This is a genomic window from Streptomyces sp. GLSS-08, assembly GCF_056387915.1.
Window position 1 is genome coordinate 151,218 of the sequence record NZ_JBWJAQ010000013.1, and the last position, 18,488, is coordinate 169,705.

Genomic DNA, 18,488 nt, shown 5'->3' on the forward strand with positions numbered 1-18,488 from the left:
CGAGGGGGCGTCCGGCAGGGCTAGCATCCGGGGATGACTACTTCTGAGACTTCCGGTTCCGTGTTCGATATAGAGATCGGTGCGCTGCAGGGCGGTTCCGCAGACCTCGGGCAGTACCGGGGCAAGGCCGTCCTGATCGTGAACGTGGCCTCCAAGTGCGGGCTCACCCCGCAGTACGCGGGCCTGGAGCGGCTCCACGAGCAGTACGCGGACCGGGGCTTCACCGTGCTCGGCGTGCCCTGCAACCAGTTCCTCGGGCAGGAGCCGGGGACCTCCGAGGAGATCGCCGAGTTCTGCTCCGCCACGTACGGCGTGACCTTCCCGATGACCGAGAAGGCCGAGGTGAACGGCGACGGCCGGCACCCGCTGTACACGCGCCTGGTGGACACCGCGGACGCCGAGGGCCACATCGGGGACATCCGCTGGAACTTCGAGAAGTTCCTGATCGGGCCCGGCGGTGACGTGCTCGCGCGCTTCTCGCCGCAGACCGAGCCGGAGGCGCCGGAGCTGGTCGCGGCCGTGGAGAAGGCCCTGCCGTAAGCCCCCGGTCCGCCGAGGCCCCGTAGCCCCTAGGTCCGCTGCGACCCCGTGGTCCTTCGGTCCGCAGGGGCCCCGCGGTCCCTGCCGGGGGGTGTATCTCGCCGAATCCCCCGTGAGCCCGCGGGGAGGGTGAACCCGCGTGGGTGGGGGCTGGAGGTGTTTCGCCCCCTCCGCCCCTGCCCGTCCCGTCCCGGGGCTCCGCCCCGGACCCCGCTCCTCAAACGCCGGAGGGGCTGCTGGATTGGTGCGAGGCCCGGAGGGGCTGGATTTCGGGTGGGCTTCCGGGTTACCGGAGTTCGTCCGGGCACGGGGTGCCTCGGGGGAGTTGGTAGGGGGCTGCCAGGCGGTAGGTGCCGGGGGCGGGGGCGAGGAGTTCGGTCCACTTGTCGCCGGAGGCGTCTTCCTCGGCCTCCATGAGGCAGCCGTTGACGTTGTCGAAGGACTTGGGCGTACCGTCCTCGCGGTGCTCGGACTCCTCCGTCTCCTGGGGGGCCTTGACGCTCTTGCCCTCCGCGTCGACGAGTCCCAGCCAGGGCGAGTACGGGATCCGGATGAGTACCCGCCCCGCCTTCTTCACCTCGATCGTCAGCTCACCCTGTTCGGCCCGGTCCACGACGGCCGGCGGGTCGGCCAGCGGCGTCGGGTCGGTCACCTCGAACAGCTGCCAGTTCGCGTCGCCCCAGATCTGCTTCAGGTAGGGCATGCCCCGCTGGACGAGCTGGCGCTCCCGCTCCCCGCCGTCGCCGTCCGGCTCGTCCTTGGGCAGCACCACGTAGTGCACGGCCCAGCGCTGGAGCCACTCGTGGTAGTTCGCCGAGTTGAGCGTGTCGTCGTAGAAGAGCGGGTTGCGCTCCATGTCCGCCTGCCGGTTCCAGCCGCGGGCGAGGTTCACGTACGGGGCGAGCGCCGAGGCCTCACGGTGCGAGCGCGCCGGGACCACCTCGACGCGGCCCCGCTCGGCGCCGACCACCTGGAGCTCGTTCACCAGGGGCGCCAGCTCGCGGGCCCAGGACGCCGTCGGGGTGGTGTGCACGACGTCGTCGACCGACTTGAACCCGATCCAGCCGACGAACACCGCGACGGAGAGGACGGTCGCGTACCACGTGCGGCTGCGCGGCGCCGCGAAAGGCAGCGCCGCCATCAGCACGACGCCGGTGAAGAGCATCGCCAGCCGGGTGATGTTGGAACCGATCTGGGAATTGATCAGCCACACCAGGAGCACGGAGAGCCCGTACACCGCCGACGTGATCCGTACCGTCTTCCACTCCACGGGCACCAGCAGGAAGACGGCGACGGCGGACAGGAACGGCAGCACGACCGAGCCGAAGCCCATCGGCTGGGTCCCCGAGAACGGGAACAGCCAGGCGGAAGCCGCGACGACGAGGGCCGGGGCGATGCCCAGCGCCCACGCGCCCGGACGCCGTTTCTGGAGGAAGAGGGCGACGGCGACCAGCCCGACGAAGAGCCCGGCGACGGGTGAGGCGGCGGTCGCGAGGGCGGCGAGCGGGGCGGCGCAGAGGGCCTTCGCCCAGCGCTTGTAGCGCCAGCGGTGGGGCCAGCAGAAGACCACGGCGGTGGCTCCCAGCCCGAACACCATGCCGAGGCCGTAGGTCACCCGGCCCGACGCCGCGTTGCACAGCAGCCCGAACACGCCCGCCAGTGCGGGCCACAGCGGATTCCGTACGACCCGGCTGCGGATGAGGATCATCGTCAGCAGCCCGGCCGAGACCGTCCCCGCGATCATCATCGTCGTCCGCACGCCGAGCACGGACATCAGATACGGCGACACCACGCTGTACGACACCGGGTGCATCCCGCCGTACCACGCCAGGTTGTACGCCGAGTCGGGGTGCCGCCCCACGAACTCCGCCCACGCGTCCTGGGCCGCCAGGTCCCCGCCACTGTTCGCGAACGTGAAGAACCAGACGAGGTGGAGGACTCCGGAGAGCAGGGTGAGGAGCAGGACCGGATGACGCAGCAGCGGGTCGAGACGGCCGCCGGTGGCGGCGGCGGGCGCGGGCTCGGTCGTGGCTTCCGGGGTGGCGGGTGCGGGCTCGGTCGTGGCCCCGGGGGTGACGGGAGCGGTGTCCGGGTCGGATTCCGCCTTGGCCGCGGCCTGGGCCGGGGCGTCGGCGGGCAGCCGTATTCGCGGGCCGGAGTCCGGATCCGGCATGGCGTCGTCGGCGTGTGTCGGCTCCGCTGTGGCCACCTGTCGGTACTCCCCGTGTCCCGTTTCGCGTTCTCGCCGGGCCCCACGGCCCACGACCCGCCCCGTTTCGCGACGCTAGCACGCACCCCGCCGGGGAGCGCCCGGGCGGGGCGCCGGCGACGGGGTGCACGGCGCGCTCGCGACATCCGGTCACCTCAGCCCGGCGTACGCCCGCCCGCGTCGGGGCGCGTACGCCGGGCGGGCCCGGACGGGTGAACGCCCGGGCCCGCTCCCCGCGCCGGCCGACCGGGTCGGCTCGCGGTCGATCCACCTACAGCAGCGCACGTGCAGCAGCAGCACCCGTGCTGCTTCAGCTCACGCGCGTCAGCTTCGCGCCGAAGCCCGGCTCGCCGAGGTCCGACTGGAGCGCCACCGGGATGTCCACGGCGTGGTCGGAACCGTCGCCCACCGTCAGCTCGCCGACGACCGTGCCGGCCTTGGCGGAGTGCGGGACGGTCTTGTCGCCGGGGCCGATCGACAGCTTCGTCCGCAGCCCCGGCCAGCCGACCGCCTTCAGGTTCTCGGTGGCGACCACGGGGGTCCTGCCGCCGAGCCGGTCGTCCACGTACCCGACGACGTCGCCCTTCTTCACCACCGTGGCGGTGGTCAGGCCCTGCTGGACCTTGTCGATCAGCTTCTGGCTGTTGGTGAGGGCCAGTTGCAGGCTGTCCCAGACCCGGCCCGTGCCGGCGTTCTGGCCCAGGACCGCGCCGTACACCGTCTGCGTCTTGCCGGCGACCGTCTTGGTGGCCGCCCACACCAGGTTGCCGCCCGCGGGGGTCGACGAACCGGTCTTCAGGCCGATCACGCCGACCTGCTTCACCAGCAGGTCGTTGTTGTTGTAGATCGGCTTGTCCAGACCGGGGACGTCGGCCCTCGCCATGCCCACGATGGACCGGAAGACGTCCTTCTGCATGACCGCCCTGGCCAGCTCGAGCTGGTCGGTGGCAGTGCTCACGGTCGTCTTCTCGAGACCGCTCGGGTCCGTGTACGTCGTCTTCGACATGCCGAGCTTCTTCGCGGCGGCGTTCATCTTGCCGACGAAGGTCTCACTGTCGGAGTCCCAGCGGGCCAGCAGTCGTGCCGCGTTGTTCCCGGACGGGATCATCAGCATCTGGAGCATCTGGCGCTCGGTGAACTTCTGGCCCTTGGAGAGCGCGGCCGTCGACTCGTCCTCGTTCTTCGACTCGTCCTCGGCCTGCTGGTCGACGGTGATCTTCTCGCCGCCCTCGTTCCCCTTGAGGGGGTGCTCCTCGAGGATGACGTACGCCGTCATGATCTTGGCGACGCTCGCGATGGGGGCGGGCTTCTGCTTGCCGTCGGTGCCGAGGCTGCCGACGCCCTCGACCTCGATGGCCGACTGGCCCTGGCCCGGCCACGGCAGGTCGAGGTCGCCGCCGTCGAAGGTGTACGTCTCGCCGGCGGTGAGCGCGAGGCCCGGCTCCGGGAGCGGTCGCACGGCCTGTGCCACCGCAAAGACGACGGCGAGCAGCAGGACCAGCGGGGTCCAGATCTTGAAGCGCCGCACGAGCGTGCGGACCGGGGTCTCCGGGGGCGGCGGGGTGTTCGTCAGCTCGGCCAGCAGGTCCAGCGGGGGCTTCGGGGGCAGCGGCTGCTGGGTGGTCCGCTCGGGGCCGACCTGCGGGACGGCGGCGGTGGCCTCGGCCGGCGGGACCGGGGGTTTCGCCGTCGCCGGCGTGGTCGCGCGCGGTTTCGCCGGGGGCTCGTCCAGCGGCTTCAGCGCGACGAACTTGCTGGTCCGCTCCGCCGGGGATTCGTCGCCGTCCCCGGCACGGTTCGGCTCCGGTTTGGCGCCGGGGGCGGCGTCCTGCTCGGCTCCGGGGGCGGCGGCCGGCTTGGCTCCGGCCTGCGGCGCCTGCTGGGCGCGGGGGGTGTCGTTCCCCGGCTCGACGCCGGGTGCGACGGCCGGCTTGGCGGGAGTGGCAGTCGGCCTGGCGTGGGTCTTGTCGGCCGGGGTCTTGCCGGCGTCACCCAGCTTGAGCATGGTCGTGGGCTGGTCCACCGGCGGGGCGGCGGACCGTACGGCCTTGAAGGCGGCGGTGGGCTGGTCCACGGGACGCCCGGCGCCGTCGGGCTTCGCGGCCCCCTCGGCGTCCTCGGGGCCCTTCGCACCCACGGGGGCCTCGGCGTCTGCGGACGGCTTGGCGTCGTGCGGGGCCTTCGCGCCTACGGAGGGCTTGGCAGCCGGGGCGGGCTTGGCGTCCCCGGGGGCGGGGTCTGCCGACGGCTTCGCGTCCTCGGGGGCCTTCGCGTCCACGGGGGCCTTGACGGCCTGAGCGGGCTTGGCGTCCCCGGGGGCGGCATCTGCCGACGGCTTCGCGTCCTCGGGGGCCTTCGCGTCCACGGGGGCCTTGACGGCCTGAGCGGGCTTGGCGTCCTCGGGGGCGGCGGTCCTGGCCGCTGCCGAAGGCTCGGCGTCCTCGGGGGTCTTCGCGCCCGCGGCGGCGGTCTCCTCCGGGGAGACGGAGGTGCTCGCGCCCGAGGTGGCCCCGCGTGAGTTGCTCCTGCCGGGGGCGGCCGTACGCGGGGTTCCCTTGCCGGGGGCACCCGCAGCCGGGGCGCTCGCGTCGGAGCCGCGCTCAGTGGAAGCCCCCTCACCGGGGGCGGGCGCGGCGGTCTCACCGGAGGCAGCCGTACCCACGGCGCCCTTGCGGGACGCGCCGGTACCGGAGCCGCCCCTCGCCGGGGTGCTCCCGCCCGAGGCGGACTCGCTGAAAGCGCCCACTACGGAGCTGCCCTTGCCGGGGGCACCCGCAGCCGGGGTGCTCGCTTCGGAGCCGTCCTCAACGGTGGTGCCCTCGCCGGGGGCGGACCCGCCCGAGGCGCCCGTACCCGGAGTGTCCTCGACGGAGCTGTCCTCGTCGGAGACGGCCGTACCCGGGGCGCTCCCGCGGGAGGGGGCGCCCGTACCCGGGGTGTCCTTGACGGAGGTGTCGGCGGTGCCCTCGCCGGAGGCGCCCCTGCCCGGGGTGTCCTCGACGGAGCTGTCCTCGTCGGGGGATGAGGCGCCGGCGTCCGGTGCCGCGTCCTCGGGGTCGTCCGCGGTCGCCACCCACGCGGCGACCGCGGCCCGCAGCCGCGCGTCGCCCGCGGCGCCCTTCCCGGCGCTCTCCGACGGAGCCGCGCCCTCCGGCTCCTCGGCAGCCGCCGGTGAGCCCTCGGCCTCCTTCAGCGCCCGGGTCGAGAAGACCGCCGTCGCCTGGTCGACCCGTACCGTGGCGGCCCGTTCCCGGGCCACCGCCATCCGGGGGTCGGCCGGGGTCGACGCCGACCCCCGCGTCGGCCCCGGAACCGCGGCCGGGGTCCCCGACGTCGCTTCTGCCGACGCCGACGACTCGTGCTGCTTCGACCTGTCGGGGGACTCGCCCGCCACCGATGCCTCCTCCATGCGCCGCCCAGCGGCGCCCAACCGAACCGTGAACCCTCGAAACCGCCGCCCGGACACCGCTGTCCGAACCATGTACCAGTGTCCTGTGTGCGGGCCTGCCCTCCGCGGTAGACGAGAACGACATACCTACCGGTTCCACTACGAACTGGTCACGTGCTCTCGACAGACCAATGTGAGAGGGGTCACCCTGTCATTCATCCACGCGGGGAGGCATGGATGGGCAGGAGCCGCAGAACAATTCCGGAGGAGCTTCTGTTGCTGGCGCTGGACCCGACCACGGGTACCACCGCACAGCCGCAGTCGCTCGACCTCGGTCTGGCCGGAGCACAGCTAGTGGAGCTGGCGCTGGCCGGACGGATAGCCCCAGACGGGGATCGTATCGCCGTGGTGGTACCACGGCCGACAGGAGATCCGACACTGGACTGTGCGTTGGAACTGCTTCGCCGACGCGGAGCACCCGTACGCGCGGTCAACTGGATTGGCGGACCCCGCCTGGGGCTGCGCCAGACCTACCTCTCGCATCTGGAGAGGTGCGGCATGGTCCATGCCGTGGCCGGCCAGATGTGCGGGGTGCTTCCGACGACTCGCTACCAGGCGACGGACACGGAGATCAGCCGGGAGATCAGAGCCCGGCTGGACAGTGCGATCCGCACCGGCGTACCGCCGGACCCGCGGACCGCGGCGCTCGCCGCGCTGGCCCACGCGGTCGGTCTCGGCAAGCACCTCTACCCGGGGAATGAGGGACGTTCGTCCCGCTCCAGGCTCCGGGACCTGATCAGGCACGACCCCATGGGCGGCCTCGTGGCGCACGCGGTCATGGACGTCCAGAACGGCGTGGCCGCTCAGCCGCGCCGCAGCCCGGCACCGGCAGGCCGTCCGGCCACCGCCGGCGTCAGGTCCGCACCGGAGGCCGCAGGCGGCCTCCCGATGCAACCGCGCCACGGTTCCATGGCGCGCGCCGTGGTCCACTGATCCACGGCACCCCGGCACCGGCACGACCCGCACCACCACCGCATCACCAGCACGTCAGCGCCGCACCGCAGTCCCCACGACCCGGTTCGGGAGCCGCTGGTCCGCGCGGGGCGGTGGGACCGTACGACGTCCGTCCGGACGGCGGCACGGCCCCACCGCCCCGCGCGGCCGCATGTACGGTCGAATCGCGAACTGTCGTGTACGCAGCGCATATCCGCCGTTTCCCAGCGGTATCAAGCACCTTGGTGGCAGTCTGCTCAGCAGCAGATACGCAAAGTAGAGGCACGCAGCCGGAGGTGCACGTCCCGTGGCGTCCAATGTCAATCCCACCGTCCGGCGCCGCCGACTGGGCCAGGAACTGCGGCGGCTCCGTGAGCTCAAGGGCATGACCGCGGAAGAGGTCGCCGAGCGGCTGCTGGTCTCGCAGTCGAAGATCAGCCGGCTGGAGAACGGGCGGCGCAGTATCAGCCAGCGTGACGTCCGCGACCTGTGCGGGGTCTACGAGGTCGAGGACCACCGGATCGTCGACTCGCTGATGCAGATGGCCAAGGACTCGCGCCAGCAGGGCTGGTGGCACTCGTTCGGTGACATCCCGTACAGCGTCTACATCGGTCTGGAGACCGACGCCGCCTCGCTGCGGGTCTACGATCCGCAGGTCGTCCCCGGCCTGCTCCAGACCCGGCCGTACGCGGAGGCCCTGATCGCCGGCGCCCTGCCGGAGACGGCCCCGGGCGACATCGACAAGCGCGTGCAGGTGCGCCTGCGCAGGCAGGAACGAATCTCCGCCCCGGAAAACCCGCTGCGCCTGTGGACGGTGCTCGACGAGGCGGCGTTGCGCCGCACCGTCGGCAACCGCTCCCTGATGCGGGACCAGTTGGAGCACCTGGTCGAGCAGTCCCAGCTGCCGCACGTCACCGTGCAGGTGATCCCCTTCGACATGGGCGCGCATCCCGGGCTCAACGGGCAGTACGCGATCCTGGAGTTCCCCGACGCGGCGGACTCCAGCGTCGTCTACATCGAGGGCGTCACGAGCGATCTGTACCTGGAGAAGGCGAACGACGTCCAGAAGTACAGCGTGATGTACGAGCATCTGCGGGCGCAGGCACTGAACGTGGAGCAGTCCCGTCAGTTCATCGCGGACATCGCGAAGGAGTACGCGCGCTGAACCGCGCGCCGGGGTCCCGGACGGATGCGCGGGCGCTCCGGAACGGGCCTCCCGAGGCGAAGGCGCGGACACTACACCTTCGCTGGACCGGGAGGGAAGACCCCCCTGGAATATGCCATCCAGTCGAGTGAATAGTCGCTTCGCCCACCGGTGCGGGCGAGTAGCGTCGATCACGCCATCGAGCAAGAACGGTGGCGCAATCCGAACCGCGGGCTCCGGAAGGAACCCGCTGCGCGGTGACAGCAACTCAACGACTGGCTACCGGAGCAAAAATGGCAATCCAGCAAGGCGCCACGGACACCTGGACGAAGTCCTCGTACTCCACCGGCAACGGCGCGTGCGTCGAGGTCAAGTCCCCGCTTCTCGCGGCGATGGCCGTCCGGGACTCCAAGGTCCCCGAGGGTCCCACGCTGGCGTTCCCCGCACGCTCGTGGAACACCTTCGTGGCCGAGGTCGGCCGGGGAGCCTTGGACCTCACCTGACCTGATGCACCACCGATCCACCGATCCACCCACAACCGCACCGACCAACCGCATACGCACCACAGACAGAGCCCTCTCGTCCGGCCCGCCGTCCTGGCCGAGGGGGCTCGGCCCTTCCCTCGGCCCCCGCCTCGGCCCTTCCTCCCTCGGCAGTCGGCCGCCCGGTCACCTGAGCCGGTCCACGTAGGTGTCGGTGCCGGGCACCGTCGGGACGAAGGGGGCGACCAGTTCCACGCGGCCGAGACCCGAGGCCGCCACCGCCTCGTCCAGGCCCGTGAACCATGCCCGCCAGCACTCCCGCGGGTCCGCCTCCAGGAACCACAGCAGGGTCAGCCGGGTGCCGACGCCCTCGACCTGCTTGACGTAGGTCATCCGGTCGCCGGGCAGGGGGGTCGGCGAGAAGACGGTGACCAGCGCGGACGGCGAGCCGGTCAGCCGGCCGGGGAGATGACGGGAGCGCAGCCACTCCAGCAACCCGGCGCGCCGCTCGGTGGAGTCGGCGTCGACGACCTCCAGGACCAGGCCCGCGTACGGGTGGTCCAGGGCGTGGAAGTCGCGGGGGCCGGCCGTGCCGTCGCGGTACACGGTGGCCTCGTGGTCCTGGAACGCGGTGAAGACGTGCGTGCGCTCCTGGTGGACGCGGTGGTCGCGGTTCAGGCGCCTGTTGATGCCGACGGTCCACCGCATGTGGTCGTCGTAGCGGCCCTCGGTGACCCAGTACGTGGAGAGGTAGCAGCCCGCGGTGACGGGCCGGGCGAGGGCGGACTCTGATGGGTAGCGCAGGAGTTGGAGATCGCGGGTGGCCACCCAGCGGCGGCCGGCGAACATCCACGGCATCGCCATCGCGCCCGCGTAGTAGTGGTCGTCCTCGTACCAGCGGTTGTACGCGTGCTCGTGGCCCGGGTGCGGCTCGACCATGGTGATCAGGGCGTGGCCCGGATGCACTCCGTACGGGCCGAGGGCGGCCAGTTCCGCGTACACCTCGCTGCGGGTGTCCTCGCTCATGTCGCTCCCCCTTCCGGTGCGGGTTCCGCGCGGGGCTTCCCTCCTCCGGCGGCAGCCCATACTCTGACGCTCCGTCAGACAATGCGCCAGAGCCGGGAGGTCCCCGATGTCGCCGCTCGCGGGGAAGACCGTCGTCGTGTCGGGGGTCGGCCCCGGGCTCGGCCAGCGGGTCGCGGCGGCCGTCGTGCGCGACGGCGGCAACGCGGTGCTCGGCGCGCGTACGGAGGCGAATCTCGCGAAGTCGGCCGCCGAAGTCGACCCGGGCGGCGCCCACTCGGCGTACCGGGCGACGGACATCACCGACGAGCGGCAGTGCGAGGCGCTGGCGGGGCTCGCCCGGGAGCGGTTCGGCGGGATCGACGCCGTCGTCCATGTCGCCGCCCGGGACAGCTACTTCGGCGGCCTGGAGGACGCCGACTTCACCACCTGGCAGTCGGTCATCGACGTGAACCTGCTCGGCACGCTGCGGATGACCCGCGCCTGCCTGCCCGCCCTCAAGGAGGGCGGCGGCTCGGTCGTCGTCATCGGCACCCAGTCGTCGGTGGCCGCCCCCTCGCAGGTGCGGCAGGCGGCGTACGCGGCGTCGAAGGGCGCGCTGACCAGCGCGATGTACTCACTGGCCCGGGAACTCGGCCCGTACCGGATCCGGGTCAACACCGTGCTGCCAGGCTGGATGTGGGGCCCGCCCGTCGAGGCGTACGTCCGGTTCACGGCGCACACCGAGGGCGTGCCGGAGGCGGTCGTGCGCGAGCGGCTCATCGAACGGATGGCGCTGCCCGAGCCGGCCACGGACGGGGATGTGGCGGACGCCGTGGTGTTCCTGGCGTCCGACCGGGCGCGGGCGATCACCGGGCAGTCCCTGCTCGTGAACGCCGGCGAACTCATGCGCTAGTCACGGCGGGCGCCTCCCTTCCCGGCCGCACGGGACCCGCATCCCGTACGCCTGTCTCCTTGTCGCTGGTCCGTCTGGCGAAGTGCCCGCTCATCGTCTGGTTCACGCCGCGAGCACGACAACATCCCGACAGGTCAAGAGAAGGCAAAATCGTTCTGCTTTCTGATCTGTGTTCATATCCGTGATCGTGTGGGTCTTGACCGGCCGGTCGAACCGGCGGTTCAATCCCGGAAGTCCCCGCACCCGCACGGGGGCTCCGCCCTCCCCCGGGCTCTCGGCTCCGCCCGAGCAGGGGGGAACCCCAGGCGTACTGGCGAAGTGCCGTCCGGTACCTGCAGATTCACAAGGCGGACCCCTGGAGGGGGCACATGAACGGTCTCGACTGGGCCGTCCTGGTCGCGTACTTCGGCGTGATGACCGCGATCGGCATCTGGTCCCACAAGCGCGTGGACGACGTCAGCGACTTCTTCACCGCGGGCGGCAAGATGCCGTGGTGGCTGTCCGGCATCTCGCACCACATGTCGGGCTACAGCGCGGTGATGTTCACCGGCTACGCCGGCATCGCGTACACCTACGGCATCACCTCGTACGTCACCTGGGCGCTGCCCATCGCCATCGGCATCGCGATCGGCGCCAAGGCCTTCGCGCCCCGGCTCAACCGGCTGCGCTCGCGACTGCACGTCGCCTCGCCGCTGGAATACCTGAAGGACCGCTACAACCTGCCGACCCAGCAGGCGCTCGCCTGGTCCGGCATCCTGCTGAAGATCGTGGACGTCGGCGCCAAATGGGCCGCCATCGCCACCCTGCTCAGCGTCTTCACCGGGGTCTCGCTCACCCAGGGCATCCTCATCACCGGCGGCATCACGGCCTTGTACTGCACGATCGGCGGGCTGTGGGCCGACGCGCTGACCGAACTCGGCCAGTTCGTCATCCAGTTGCTGGCCGGCGTCGCGATGCTGGTCATCGCGCTGAACAAGATCTCCGAGCAGGGCGGTCTGTCCAAGGCGCTCGACTCGCCGAAGCTGGACGGTCACGCGGACGGCTTCGCCGGCCCCTACCTCACGGTGTTCTTCATCGCGTACCTCTTCATCAAGCTGTTCGAGTACAACGGCGGCATGTGGAACCAGGCCCAGCGCTACATGGCGACGGGCAGCGCCAAGGAGGCCACACGGTCCGCGTTCCTGTCCGCCACGCTGTGGTTCGTGTGGCCGCTCATCCTCTTCATCCCGATGTGGCTGTCCCCGCTCCTGGTGACGGCGAAGAAGCCCGACGGCTCCGACGCGTACGGGCTGATGACCGAGCAGCTGCTGCCGCACGGCCTGCTCGGCCTGGTGGTCGTCGGGTTCTTCTCCCACACGATGGCCATGTGCTCCTCGGACGCGAACGCCATCGCCGCCGTGTTCACCCGCGACATCATGCCCGTGCTCTCGAAGGCCGCGCGGGCCTGGGACACCCGGGCCGGGCTGATCGCCGGACGCGTCACCACCGTCGCCTTCCTCGGCCTCTCCATGGCGGTGGCCACGCAGGTCAACTCCCCCACCTTCAAGGACATCATCACCGTCGTCATCAAGTGGGTGGCGGGGCTCATGGGACCGATCGCGATCCCGTTCATCCTCGGCCTGCTCCGGCCGTTCCGTAAGTCCGGTCCGACGGCGGCGCTCACCAGCTGGGCCTGCGGTCTGGTGGCGTTCTTCCTGATGAACTACCACCTGGACTTCGCGCAGCGCACGGACGTGAAGCTGGAGTACCAGGTCTCCGTGCCGATGGCGATCTCCCTCTTCCTGTACATCCTCATCGGCTTCCTGAAGCCCGAGGACACCCCGGAACGCGACGCGATCATCGAGATCATCAACACGGACGACGACGGCTCCGGACCGGCGGCAGCCACGCTCCCCGGCCCGGCCCGGCCGGCGGACGGGGTGGTGGGCACGCCCGTCAAGGACTGACCGGCGCCCGGCCGGCCGCCCCCGACCGGTCAGGCGCGCGGGTACCGGGCGAGCCAGCCCGGCGAGGATCCGGCGGGCCCGTGCAGTGCGGGCCCCTGGGTCATCTCCATGGCGAAGTCGTCCGCGAGGACGAGCATCGTGGGACGGCCCTCCAGCTCGGCCAGCCAGGCCGGCGGGAGGGCCGTCTCGCCGTGCAGGGCGCCGAGCAGTCCCCCGGTGAGAGCACCCGCCGCACCCGAGGGCCCGCCGTGGTTCACCGCGAGGGACAGGCCGTGCCGTACGTCCTCGCCGACCAGCGCGCAGTACACGGCCGCCGCCAGCAGCCCCTCGGCCGTGCCCTCCCCGGCCAGCTCCTCGACCCGGGCGGGCGTCGGCATCCCCTGCCGCACGGCGCCCAGGGCGTGCTGGAGCGCGTCCGTGACGGGCTGCTGCCCCGGGCGCGCGGCCAGCAGCGCCAATGCCCGCTGCACGGCACCGTCCAGGCCCTCCCCGCGCGCCAGCGCGTGCACCACCACCGCGTACGCCCCCGCCGACAGGTAGGCCAGCGGGTGCCCGTGCGTCTGCACCGCGCACTCCACCGCGAGCTGCATCACCAACTGCGGCTCCCAGCCGACCAGAAGCCCGAAGGGCGCCGACCGCGCGGCGGCCTCGGCGCCCAGCTCACCCGGGTTCTTGGGTGCGTCCAGCGTGCCCATGGTCCCGTCGCCGAGGCCGAGCAGACAGGCGCGGGCCGGAGCGCGCCGGGCGTACAGCCACTCCTCGCGGGCCAGCCAGCCGTCGTCCTTGCGGCGCTCGTCGGGCCCCCAGTCGCTCTGGGTCGCGGCCCAGCGGCGGTAGGCCCGGTGGAGGTCGGTGGGCGGGTGCCAGGCGCCGGTGTCCCGGCGCACCTGGGCGCGGATCAGCCCGTCGAAGGTGAAGAGCGTCAGCTGGGTCAGGTGGGAGACGGTGCCGCGTCCGCAGGACCCGGTGGTGAGGTCGGTGAGACCGGCCGCGCCGTGCGCCTCCCGGATCTCCGCCAGGGTGAGCCCGTCCAGCGGGACGCCCAGGGCGTCGCCCGCGGCGGCGCCCAGCAGCGTCCCGCGCACCCGGCTGCGGAAGTCCTGCTGCTCCCTGCGGCCCCAGACGGCACCGGATGTCGCACCCACCACGCCCTCCTCCGGTCCGCGTCGCTCAGCACTGTAATCGAACGGGAACGGTCGGTTCAGGGCCACGATCGGTCGTCTGCGCCACAACCGTTTCCGCCCCCCGCGGGTCCAGCTGAACGACCGACGTACCCGGCCCCAACTTTCGGAGACCTCCGTGCCTCATTCCAAGAGCCGTCGCGGCGCCGCTCGGTGCGCGGCGCTGGCCGCCCTGCTGGCCGCCCCCCTCGTCCTGACCGCGGGACCGGCCGCCGCGGCCGCCCCGAAGACCCCCGTCGTGGACTTCGACGGCGACGGCTTCGCCGACCTCGCCGTCAGCGCCCCCTACGCCACCGTGTCCGGCGTCCACCAGGCCGGTTCGGTCTCCGTGGTGTACGGCTCCGCCGCGGGCGCCGACAGCGCGCACCCCCAGCTGATCACACAGGCCACCGACGGTGTGCCCGGCGATCTCATGGCGTACGGCACCTTCGGCATCGACACGGCGGCCCGCGACTTCGACGGGGACGGCTACACCGACCTGGCCGTCGGCAGCTACTACGCCCCCGCGGTGCTGTGGGGCTCCGCCCACGGCCTGAGCGTCGGCGCACCGCTCGCCGACGCCGCCCACCGTGTGGCGGCCGGCGACATCGACGGTGACGGCCACGCCGACCTCGTCGCGAACGGCAACGGCAATCTGGAGGTCCGCTTCGGGCCGTTCACCCGGGCGGGTGTCCCCGCCCGGACCGACACGCTCGTCATCGCGGGCGAGTCCGGCCCGCAGCGGATGGCCGTCGGGGACATGGACGGCGACGGCAAGGACGACGTCGTCACCACCCACGGGTTCGAGGAGATGCAGTACCGGTCCCGCTTCTACAAGGGCACGTCGACCGGCCTCAGCACGACCTACAGGAGCACCGGCTACTACACGGTGGGCGGCATCGTCGCCGACGTGGACCAGGACGGCTACGGCGACCTCGTGGCCCGCCAGGTCGACCAGGTGTCGGAGATGAGCGAGTTCGACGCGGGCGCGGTCCGCGTCGTCTACGGCTCGGCGAACGGTCCCTCCACCCGTACCGCGAAGATCACCCAGAACACGGCGGGCGTGCCCGGCAGGGACGAGGCGGGCGACGACCGCCGTGACTTCGGTGACCAGTTCGGCTACGCGCTCGCCGCGGGTGACGTGACCGGCGACGGCTACCCGGACATCGCGGTCGGCGTTCCCGGCGAGGACGTGGGCTCCGTCCGCGAGGCGGGCGCGGTGGTCCTGCTGAAGGGCGGCGCGCGCGGTCTCACCGGGTCCGGCGCCCAGGCGTTCCACCAGTCGACGGCCGGCGTCCCCGGCGCGTCCGAGACGAGCGACGGCTTCGGCCGTACGGTCCTGCTGGTGGACGTCAACGCCAACGACCGGGCCGACCTCGTCGCCGCCGCCCCCTTCGAGGACGGCACCTACAAGGACTCCGGCGCGGCCTGGGTGCTGCGCGGCTCGAAGACGGGGCTGACGACGACCCGCATCGCGTCCTTCGGCCCGGGTGCGCTCGGCGCCCCGGAGAAGGAGGCGTTCTTCGGGACGGGACTCGCCCACTGAGCCGGGTCACTCCCCGCCTTCGGCCGACCGGTCGTGGACGGCCGCCCGCTGCTCCAGTGCCCACGCGTAGCCCGGCCTGAGCTCCAGGGCGCGGTTCAGGTCCGCGAGGGCGTCCGCATGGCGGCCGAGGGCGCTCAGGCAGGCGCCGCGGCTCGCGTACGCCGACGCGTACGCGCCGTCCAGCGCCAGGGCCCTGTCGTAGTCGGCGAGAGCGTCCTCGTACCGGCCGGCGACGCGCAGGGCGTCGCCGCGCTCGCAGGCGCCCCACGCCCAGTCCGGCTGGAACCGCACCGCCCGGTCGAGGTCGGCGAGCTGCCGGGCGTGCTCGCCGCGGGCGCGCCACACGCGGGCCCGGCGGGCCAGCGCCCACCCGTACTCCGGGTTGAGTTCCAGCGCCCGGTCGAGGTCCGCGAGGGCCGCCTCCAGCTCGCCGCGGCTGAGCCGCGTGGCCCCCCGGGACGCCCAGGCGAAGGCCCGCGCCGGTTCGAGGGCGATCCCCCGGTCCAGGTCCCGGATCGCGGCGTCGTAGTCGCGCAGGATCCGCCGGTACTCCCCGCGCACGGAGAAGGCCCGGCCGTCGTCGGGGGCCAGCGCTACGGCGCGGTCCAGGTCGGCGAGGGCGCCCTCGTAGTCGAGAAGTTCGCCCCGGCTCATCGCCCTGCCCCGGTAGGCGCGGGCCAGTTCCGGATCGAGGGCGAGTGCCCGGTCGTACTCCGCCAGCGCCCTGGCGTGGGCGCCCGCACGTCGCAGGGCGGCACCGCGGGCGGACCGGGCGAGGGCCTGCCGGGGCGGGTCGAGCACGGCCCGGTTCAGCAGCAGGCCCAGCGCGGCGACGACGCCGGTGTCCGCCCCCGCGTCCGCCCCGCTCCCGGCGGGCGCGCCGGTACGGGCGGGCGCCCCGAGACCGGCGGGCGCACCGGTACCGGCGAGCGCCTCGGACAGTTCGCGTCCCCAGCGCGCCACGTCCACGGCGTCCGCGTCCTCGCCCGCGTCGACCAGGACCCGCGCCCACCGCCCGGCCACGGCCCCGCCCAGGTCGCACGCGAGGACCGCGTCCGCCAGCACCTCGGGCAGCGCGACCCGCGGGCGGGCGCACAGCAGGTGGTAGGACTCCGCGAGGCGCAGCTCCCGCCACTGCGCGTCGGCCCACGGCCGTTCGGCGTCCGGGCCCGCCTCCGTCTCGCCGCGCCACTGTGCGAACGTCCGCGCCAGGCGGGTGTGCCGCTCGGTCCAGCCGCGCGGCGAACGGTGCCGCTGGAGGCGCAGCATCGGTGCCCGTACGACGTCGTGGTACTGCACGCGGTCTCCGCGGTCACCGACGAAGGGCAGCTCCCGCAGCCAGGCGAACAGCGCGTCGGCCTCCTCGTCCGCACACTGTGCGGCCACCTGGAACACGTCCGCGTCCAGCCGCCGGGGCAGCGCGCAGGCCAGCACCACGGCCCGGCGTACGGGGTCCTGCTCCCACTTCAGGAAGCGGTCCACGGCGGTGCCGCTGGGGTCGCCCACCTCGTCCGGTGCGGCGGGCCGGTGCGCGGCCAGGGTGGAGACGAGCACCGGCAGCCCGCCCGTCAGCCGCAGCACCTGCCGCACGACCGGTTCGGCGACGACGTCCCGGCGGGCGAGCAGCAGGCGCGCCTCGGTCTCGGTGAAGGGCCCGAGCGGCACGTCCGTGACGGAGTCCGCGAACCCGGTCCAGCGTGCGGTGTCCAGGGGACGCTGGCCGGCGGTGACGACCACGACGTTGTCCGGGAGGGCCCCGCCGTGGCGGTCCGTGCCCAGCACGTCGTGCAGCCAGCCGTCGAGGAAGGGCCCGGTGCGCTCGTAGGTGTCGAAGAACAGGACGATCCAGGGGACCTTGGCGGCGATCCCGGCCAGCTCGTCCAGCAGCACCGGGGTGAGGACCTCCTCGGGGGCGAGGACCAGCCGCAGGTCCTCCTGGTTGCGCATGCGGGTACCGACCGAGGCACGCAACCGGTCGGCGCCCTGGGCGAGCTGCGCCGGGTCGACGGCTCCGGCGAGGGCGCCGACGCCCGGCACCAGTCCGAGGCCGACGAGGGAGGCGCGGGCCGCCGCGAGCGTCACCTGCGACGGCGGGGGCGGGGCGTCCGGCCGCGGCGGGTACGGTCCCCGCGATGTGTCGGGTCCCTGCGGTCCGAGGGCCGCGGCGACCGCCGTCTCCGCCTCGTGGCGCCGCTCGCGGTGGGCGGTCAGCAGCCGGTCGAGGTCCTTCGTCCGGTACCCCTGGCCGGCGAACCGGACGCTGATCGCCGCCATCGCCTCCGGCACACTGCCCACGGCCTCGTCGGCGTACACGGTCAGCGCCCCGCACTCCCGCGCGATCTGCTCCCACTCCCGCACCAGGCAGGTCTTGCCGACACCCGCGTTGCCGTGCACGTGGAACAGGAACGTGTGCCGCTCGTCCTGCGGCGGCCGTGCGAAGTTCGCCCGGAACAGCGCCCGTTCGGCATCCCGTCCGACGAAGGCGCGCCGCCTGCGCTCGCTGATCACCTGCTGCGTCGACGACCGTGCCCCCGCCATGTGCCGTTCCCTCCCGTGGTCGAGTCCGGCTCCAGTGTGGCCCGACGCGCCGGATACCGGGTGCGATCCCGGCGCGTCGGACGGTCAGTCGAGGGAGATGTCCACTCCCCTGCCGAGGAAGGCGATCCGGTCGTCCTTCATCGCGCCGGAGTACGCCTGTACCTCGTCCACGTCGCCGTGCAGGTACTCTCCCCAGCCGTCACCGGACTTGGCCCGGCCGATCTGCAGCGCCCCGGAGCTGTGCCAGCCGCTCGGCAGGTGTCCGGTGGCCCGCTCGTTGGTCAAGCCGTTCACGAACAGCCTGACCGTGTCCGCCGCGTCGTCGTAGACCACGGCAAGGCGGTGGCCCCCGCCCTCCCCGCCGTCCGCGGCCGACATCTGGGACACGACCTCGACGTACGGGCTGGTGATGGTGATGCTGCTGTTCGGCGCCGGTTTCATCGGGGTCGGCGGCGAGTGGTTCGCGATGTGGCAGTCGGACACCTGGAACGGGCTCGACGCCGCGACCCGCGTCTTCACGCTGAGCGGGGTCGTGTTGCTGGTCGTGCACCTGCCGTTCGGCGGACGGGCGTCCTCGTCGGCGGACGGCGGGGCTTAGCACACCGCGGGGCCGCCTCCGGCGGG

General features: G+C 72.8%; 13 protein-coding genes and 1 pseudogene. 8 read left to right on the top strand and 6 right to left on the bottom strand.

Going from position 1 to position 18,488, the window contains the following annotated elements; all coding sequences use genetic code 11:
* Positions 1–33 precede the first annotated feature (33 nt).
* On the top strand, positions 34–540 hold the full coding sequence (locus tag AC0ZLC_RS23575; protein ID WP_476753931.1) for a glutathione peroxidase: 507 nt from the start codon (positions 34–36) through the stop codon (positions 538–540).
* Between the two features lie 286 nt (positions 541–826).
* On the opposite strand, the gene AC0ZLC_RS23580 is transcribed toward AC0ZLC_RS23575, so the two are convergent.
* Together AC0ZLC_RS23580 and AC0ZLC_RS23585 are read right to left on the bottom strand one after the other, a co-directional pair.
* A complete protein-coding gene (locus tag AC0ZLC_RS23580; protein WP_476753932.1) occupies positions 827–2,749 on the bottom strand; it encodes an MFS transporter in 1,923 nt (640 codons plus the stop codon).
* Positions 2,750–3,059: 310 nt separating this feature from the next.
* Positions 3,060–6,143 (bottom strand): D-alanyl-D-alanine carboxypeptidase, encoded by a 3,084-nt coding sequence (locus AC0ZLC_RS23585; protein WP_476753933.1) that lies wholly within the window; start codon positions 6,141–6,143, stop codon positions 3,060–3,062.
* A gap of 231 nt (positions 6,144–6,374) precedes the next feature.
* Here AC0ZLC_RS23585 and AC0ZLC_RS23590 point away from each other — a divergent pair, with 231 nt between their 5' ends.
* The 3 genes from AC0ZLC_RS23590 to AC0ZLC_RS23600 all read left to right on the top strand — a co-directional run bounded on the left by AC0ZLC_RS23590 (position 6,375) and on the right by AC0ZLC_RS23600 (position 8,777).
* Positions 6,375–7,130 (top strand): GOLPH3/VPS74 family protein, encoded by a 756-nt coding sequence (locus AC0ZLC_RS23590; RefSeq protein ID WP_476753934.1) that lies wholly within the window; start codon positions 6,375–6,377, stop codon positions 7,128–7,130.
* Positions 7,131–7,437: 307 nt separating this feature from the next.
* On the top strand, positions 7,438–8,295 hold the full coding sequence (locus tag AC0ZLC_RS23595; protein WP_476753935.1) for a helix-turn-helix domain-containing protein: 858 nt from the start codon (positions 7,438–7,440) through the stop codon (positions 8,293–8,295).
* 272 nt (positions 8,296–8,567) lie between these two features.
* Positions 8,568–8,777 (top strand): DUF397 domain-containing protein, encoded by a 210-nt coding sequence (locus AC0ZLC_RS23600; RefSeq protein WP_476753936.1) that lies wholly within the window; start codon positions 8,568–8,570, stop codon positions 8,775–8,777.
* Between the two features lie 165 nt (positions 8,778–8,942).
* On the opposite strand, the gene AC0ZLC_RS23605 is transcribed toward AC0ZLC_RS23600, so the two are convergent.
* Positions 8,943–9,782, bottom strand: coding sequence for a hypothetical protein (locus AC0ZLC_RS23605; RefSeq protein ID WP_476753937.1), 840 nt, complete (start codon positions 9,780–9,782; stop codon positions 8,943–8,945).
* A 106-nt stretch (positions 9,783–9,888) separates the two neighbouring features.
* Here AC0ZLC_RS23605 and AC0ZLC_RS23610 point away from each other — a divergent pair, with 106 nt between their 5' ends.
* Together AC0ZLC_RS23610 and AC0ZLC_RS23615 are read left to right on the top strand one after the other, a co-directional pair.
* Positions 9,889–10,674, top strand: coding sequence for an SDR family oxidoreductase (locus AC0ZLC_RS23610; RefSeq protein ID WP_476753938.1), 786 nt, complete (start codon positions 9,889–9,891; stop codon positions 10,672–10,674).
* Positions 10,675–11,042: 368 nt separating this feature from the next.
* Complete coding sequence (locus tag AC0ZLC_RS23615) at positions 11,043–12,620, top strand: sodium:solute symporter family protein (protein WP_476753939.1); 1,578 nt, start codon at positions 11,043–11,045, stop codon at positions 12,618–12,620.
* Between the two features lie 29 nt (positions 12,621–12,649).
* Here AC0ZLC_RS23615 and AC0ZLC_RS23620 read toward each other — a convergent pair whose 3' ends face one another.
* Positions 12,650–13,765: an ADP-ribosylglycohydrolase family protein gene (locus AC0ZLC_RS23620; RefSeq protein ID WP_476753940.1), complete on the bottom strand. Its 1,116-nt coding sequence runs from the start codon at positions 13,763–13,765 to the stop codon at positions 12,650–12,652.
* A 154-nt stretch (positions 13,766–13,919) separates the two neighbouring features.
* Here AC0ZLC_RS23620 and AC0ZLC_RS23625 point away from each other — a divergent pair, with 154 nt between their 5' ends.
* Positions 13,920–15,326 carry an FG-GAP-like repeat-containing protein gene (locus tag AC0ZLC_RS23625; protein ID WP_476753941.1) on the top strand — a complete coding sequence of 469 codons (1,407 nt, stop codon included), beginning with the start codon at positions 13,920–13,922 and terminating at the stop codon, positions 15,324–15,326.
* 6 nt (positions 15,327–15,332) lie between these two features.
* On the opposite strand, the gene AC0ZLC_RS23630 is transcribed toward AC0ZLC_RS23625, so the two are convergent.
* Together AC0ZLC_RS23630 and AC0ZLC_RS23635 are read right to left on the bottom strand one after the other, a co-directional pair.
* Entirely contained in the window at positions 15,333–17,864 is a 2,532-nt protein-coding gene (locus AC0ZLC_RS23630; RefSeq protein ID WP_476753942.1) for a tetratricopeptide repeat protein, read from the bottom strand.
* A gap of 84 nt (positions 17,865–17,948) precedes the next feature.
* Positions 17,949–18,242, bottom strand: coding sequence for a LamG-like jellyroll fold domain-containing protein (locus tag AC0ZLC_RS23635; protein WP_476753998.1), 294 nt, complete (start codon positions 18,240–18,242; stop codon positions 17,949–17,951).
* A gap of 13 nt (positions 18,243–18,255) precedes the next feature.
* On the opposite strand from AC0ZLC_RS23635, the pseudogene AC0ZLC_RS23640 reads away from it, so the two are divergent.
* Positions 18,256–18,462, top strand: a pseudogene (locus AC0ZLC_RS23640) (DUF2165 family protein); the annotation flags it as partial.
* Between the last annotated feature and the right edge of the window lie 26 nt (positions 18,463–18,488).